Source organism: Sphingobium sp. FW306-1B-F04DB (assembly GCF_058781925.1).
Genome location: NZ_JBYSXE010000019.1, coordinates 59,706 through 64,470 on the forward strand (window position 1 = coordinate 59,706; position 4,765 = coordinate 64,470).

The 4,765-nt window shown below is 67.2% G+C and carries 4 protein-coding genes and 1 pseudogene; 2 read left to right on the plus strand and 3 right to left on the minus strand.

What is annotated here, in order from left to right; all coding sequences use genetic code 11:
• The 3 genes and pseudogenes from AC3WJD_RS10860 to xseA all read right to left on the minus strand — a co-directional run.
• Positions 1–524: pseudogene (locus AC3WJD_RS10860) on the minus strand (M23 family metallopeptidase); the annotation flags it as partial.
• 118 nt (positions 525–642) lie between these two features.
• Positions 643–843, minus strand: coding sequence for a DUF2093 domain-containing protein (locus tag AC3WJD_RS10865; RefSeq protein ID WP_492746641.1), 201 nt, complete (start codon positions 841–843; stop codon positions 643–645).
• 30 nt (positions 844–873) lie between these two features.
• Positions 874–2,247, minus strand: a complete 1,374-nt coding sequence (xseA, locus tag AC3WJD_RS10870; protein ID WP_492746642.1) for an exodeoxyribonuclease VII large subunit — start codon at positions 2,245–2,247, stop codon at positions 874–876.
• Here xseA and purD point away from each other — a divergent pair.
• The gene (purD, locus tag AC3WJD_RS10875; protein WP_492746643.1) at positions 2,246–3,520 is read left to right on the plus strand and encodes a phosphoribosylamine--glycine ligase; all 1,275 of its coding nucleotides are present in this window, start codon (positions 2,246–2,248) and stop codon (positions 3,518–3,520) included. The genes xseA and purD overlap by 2 nt on opposite strands.
• A 122-nt stretch (positions 3,521–3,642) precedes the next feature.
• Positions 3,643–4,452 carry a helix-hairpin-helix domain-containing protein gene (locus AC3WJD_RS10880; RefSeq protein WP_492746644.1) on the plus strand — a complete coding sequence of 270 codons (810 nt, stop codon included), beginning with the start codon at positions 3,643–3,645 and terminating at the stop codon, positions 4,450–4,452.
• The last annotated feature ends 313 nt before the right edge of the window (positions 4,453–4,765 follow it).

Here is a 4,765-nt window from a genome sequence, read left to right on the forward strand (position 1 = left end):
ACGAGCAGCGGATCGAGCCGCTCGTCGCGCCACTTCATGCCCCAGTGGAAATGCGGCCCGGTGGCGCGGCCGGTGGCGCCAATCGCACCGAGCAACTGCCCCTGGCGCACGATATCGCCCGGCTTCACGTCGATCCGCGAGAGATGGAGGAAGGCGCTGTTGAGGCCCATGCCGTGGTCGATCATCAGCAAATGGCCTTCGAGCGTGAACGGCCGGTCGGCAGCAAGGGTGACGACGCCATCGGCCGGCGCATAGAATGGCGTGCCCGTCGGGCGCGCGACATCGACACCCGAATGATAGGCGCCGGGTTCGCCGCGATAGATGCGCTGCGATCCGAACAGGCCCGATATCCGGCCTATGGCGGGCCAGGAAAAACGCTGGCGCCAGCCCTGGCTGTCCGAGGCGATGCCGCGCGCCGCCGCGATTTCAGCGAGTTCGGCGGGTCGCAGCCGTTCGAAATCGACACCTGGTCGGGGAATGCGCGGCAGCGTGGTCAGATTCTCGATCTTCCAGCCGCGGGACGCACTGCCGCGGGCGGCGCCCCCGGCGTCGGCGGGCTTGTCGCGATGTCACTTGCGGACGGTGTCGGTGCCGTCGCGCAACCGCCAAGCCAGAGTGCGAGCGCCGCGCCCGCGATTCGCTTCACCGATTGAGCTCGGCACGCACCGAAATCTCCGCGCTGGCATAGGGCTCCTGCCTCGCCACGCTCCAGTATCGCAGATGATCGAGCGGGATTTTCTCGCCCGTCACCGCGCAGATCACATGATCGCCCGATGCAAGCACGCGGAAGCCGTTCGCCATATAGTGGAGTTTCGCCGGCCGTCCGGAATGCGACATCAACATCGGGTCTTCATGCTCCTGTTGGCGAGCCGCCTAGAGAAGTTTGGGCTGCTCGGCTTTGGGCGGATCATACCCCTTGCCTCCCGGGCGCTCAACCCGCGCATCGACCGCACCGTCGCCGAAATGCAGCGTCAGGGCGCCCGCAGCGCGCGCTCCGGCGGCGCTCGACACCACGCCGCCGCCGCGCTTCTCCACCCAGGCATAGCCGCGCTCGAGCACACGATTTGGGCTGAGCGACTCGATCAGGCGCCAGAGTCTCTCGAACCGGTCGCGGTCGCGCGCGATGCGTTGCGTCAGCAGCGCGGGCCGCAGCGCACCGCTTGCCCGCGCCAGCTCGCCGCGCGCGTCGGACAGGCGGTGGGCAAGGCCGCGTCGCAGGCGTTCGCCGAGGTCATCGGTGCGCTGGCGCTGCGGATCGAGCAGCTGCGCGGGCTTTGGCAGCAAGCGCGCGAGCGCCTGGAGTCTCTCGGCGCTGCGCTCGCGATAACGGTTGGCGGCACGCGCCATGCGCAGATTCTGCTGCCCCAGATGCGCGATCAGATCGGTGCGGACGGGGACCGCGATCTCTGCCGCCGCGGTGGGCGTTGGCGCGCGCACATCGGCGGCGTAATCGCACAGGGTCGTGTCGGTCTCGTGCCCCACCGCCGAGATGATCGGGATCGAGCAATCAGCAACCGCGCGCACGACGACTTCCTCGTTGAACGCCCAGAGATCCTCGATCGAGCCGCCGCCGCGCGCGACGATGACGAGGTCTGGCCGCGGCACCGGACCATCGGCAGGCATCGAATCGAAACCGTTGACCGCAGCCGCCACCTGCGCAGCGGCCCCCTCCCCCTGCACCAGCACCGGCCAGACGATCACCCGCGTCGGGCAGCGATCGGCGAGGCGGTGGAGGATGTCGCGGATCACCGCGCCGGTCGGCGAGGTGACGACCCCGATCACGCGCGGGAGGAAGGGCAGCGGCACCTTGCGCGCGGGATCGAACAGCCCCTCCGCGCCAAGCTTGGCCTTGAGCCGCTCGAGCAGCATCATCAGCGCGCCCTCGCCCGCCAGTTCGAGCCGCTCGATCACGATCTGGTATTTTGAGCGTCCGGGATAGGTGGTGAGGCGGCCGGTCGCGATGACCTCGATCCCGTCCTCGGGACGAAAGGCGATCTGGCTTGCCGCGCCCTTCCAGATCACCGCATCGATGACGGCATTCTCGTCCTTGAGCGCGAGATAGACATGGCCCGACGCCGCGCGCTTCAGCCCCGAAATCTCACCGCGCAGCCGGACATGGCTGAAATTGCCCTCGACCATCCGCTTCAGCGCCGCAGACAATTCGCTCACCGACTGCGCGGGCGCGTTGTCCCCGCCGCGCTCCTCGGCTAACAGCCGCCCGGAATTATTGTCGAAGGGATCGCTCATGAATGTCCTGCTTTTGGGCTCGGGGGGCCGCGAACATGCGCTCGCCTGGAAGCTGGCGCAATCGTCGAAGCTGACCAGGTTGTTCGCAGCCCCCGGAAATCCGGGCATAGCCGCGCATGCCGCACTGGTCGAGATCGATCCTGCCGATCATCGCGCGGTGATCGATTTCTGCATCCGCAACTCGATCGCTCTTGTCGTCATCGGCCCCGAGGCGCCACTCGTTGACGGGCTCGCGGACAATCTCAGGACCATGGGCGTCGCGGTATTCGGGCCGGGCAAGACCGCGGCACAGCTCGAGGGTTCCAAGGGCTTTACCAAGGACCTTTGCGCCCGCGCCAACATCCCGACCGCGGCGTATGTCCGCGCGACGAGCAAGGACGGTGCGCTCGCCGCACTCGAGGATTTCGGCTTTCCCGTGGTGGTCAAGGCTGATGGTCTCGCGGCTGGCAAGGGCGTGATCATCGCCGGAACGCGCGCCGAGGCCGAGGCCGCGGTCGAGGACATGTTCTCGGGGAGTTTCGGCGCGGCGGGCGCCGAGGTGGTGATCGAGGAATTCCTGACGGGCGAGGAAGCCAGCTTCTTCGCGCTGTGCGACGGCACGACCGTGCTGCCCTTCGGCTCGGCGCAGGACCACAAGCGTGTCGGCGAGGGCGATACCGGCCCCAATACGGGCGGCATGGGCGCCTACAGCCCGGCGCGTGTGCTTACCCCGGAACTCGAGCAGCGCGTCATGAACGAGATCGTGGAACCGACGGCGCGCGCGATGGCCGAGGCAGGCACGCCCTATTCGGGCGTGTTCTTCGCCGGACTCATGCTGACCCCCGACGGCCCCAAGCTCATCGAATATAATGTCCGCTTCGGTGATCCCGAATGCCAGGTGCTGATGCTCCGGCTCGAGGACGACCTTCTCGAGTTGCTGCTCGCCACGGCCGAGGGTCGGCTCAGCGAAATCGGCAGGCCCGCATTGAAACCCGAAACCGCGCTCACCGTCGTGATGGCCGCAAAGGGCTATCCGGGCACGCCCGAAAAGGGCGGCGCCATTTCGGGAATCGAAGCCGCCGAGGCCGGCGGCGCGAAGGTTTTCCACGCGGGCACCGCGATCAGGGAAGGCGCGCTCGTCGCCAGTGGTGGCCGCGTCCTCAATGTGACTGCAACGGGCGCATCTGTGACACAGGCACAGCAATCGGCCTACGCCGCGGTCGACGCGATCGATTTCCCCACGGGCTTCTGCCGCCGAGACATCGGCTGGCGCGAGGTCGAGCGCGAAAAGTGAGAGCGCAATGATCGCGGCCATTAAACCTGCCGCAAGCCTTTGGGGGTGGACAGCGCATTCCGATTCGCTACGCTTTTCAATCTGAGGGGGGCGGTAGGCCCGTCGGAATAGGGGACACGGACATGGGCGACGTGAACTGGGTATTCGTACTGGTCGTGCTTGCGTTGGGCGCAGGCATCATCTGGTGGGTGTGGGGACGTGGCGCCAAGCCCGCCGACACACCCTCGACGCCGGCCAAGCCCGCTGCGCCGGCATCCGAGCCGGTGGCGAAAGTCGAAACACCGCTGCCCAAGCCAACCGAACCGCTGGCCTTCGCTGGAGAAATCCCGGCGCAGGAGCCCGTGGCCACCATCGCCCCCGTGGCGGTGAAGCCCGAACCCAAGGCTCCGGCCGCCAAGAAGGCGGAGCCCAAGCCCGCGGTTGCCAAGGCGCCGGCGAAGAAGCCCGCGACCAAAGCCAAGGCTGCGACCAAGGTGGCAGAGGTCAAGGCCCCGGCCACCAAACCCGCGCCGAAAACGGCGGCCGCGCCGGCAGCCAAGCCCGCCAAGGCACCGGTAGCAAAAGCACCCGCAGCAAAAACGCCCGCGACAAAGGCACCCGCAGCAAAAGCGCCGGCCAAGGCACCCGTCGCGAAGCCGAAGGCCGCAGCGAAGCCCGCTGCCAAGGCAGCCGCCCCTGCCAGGCCCGACAATCTGCTTCAGCTGAAGGGCGTCGGCCCCAAGCTGGTGACCCTGCTCAACGGGCTCGGCGTCAACAGCTTCGCGCAGATCGCGGCGTGGACGCCCGCCGACGTGGAGCGGGTCGACGGCCAGCTCGGCACCTTCAAGGGACGCATCACACGCGACCTCTGGATCGAGCAGGCCGGCTATCTCGCCAAGGGCGACGTCAAGAGCTTCGAGGCCAAGTTCGGCAAGCTCGACAGCGAGAACTGAAGGCTCGCCTCGGAACCCAGCCCACCGGCCGCGCGTGCCCGATCGAAGCCGCGCGGCCGAAGGTCAGGAAGGTTCGGCGTATGGAAAAACCCCTCGATCAGTGCGGCCGCATTGATTGGTTTTTCGATCAATGTCTCGCCCGACCTCTGCACGCGATCAAGGAGCCGATAATCGGGTCAGCCTGACAGATCGCCGGTATGTAGGACAGGGTTTCTGTCGGGGCCGATGTCCGCTTGCGACCGAGGACGTGTAAAAACGCGGATTTCGAGGTGCGACGATTGTCATACGAGGCAATCGCACTGCGGAGAGATAA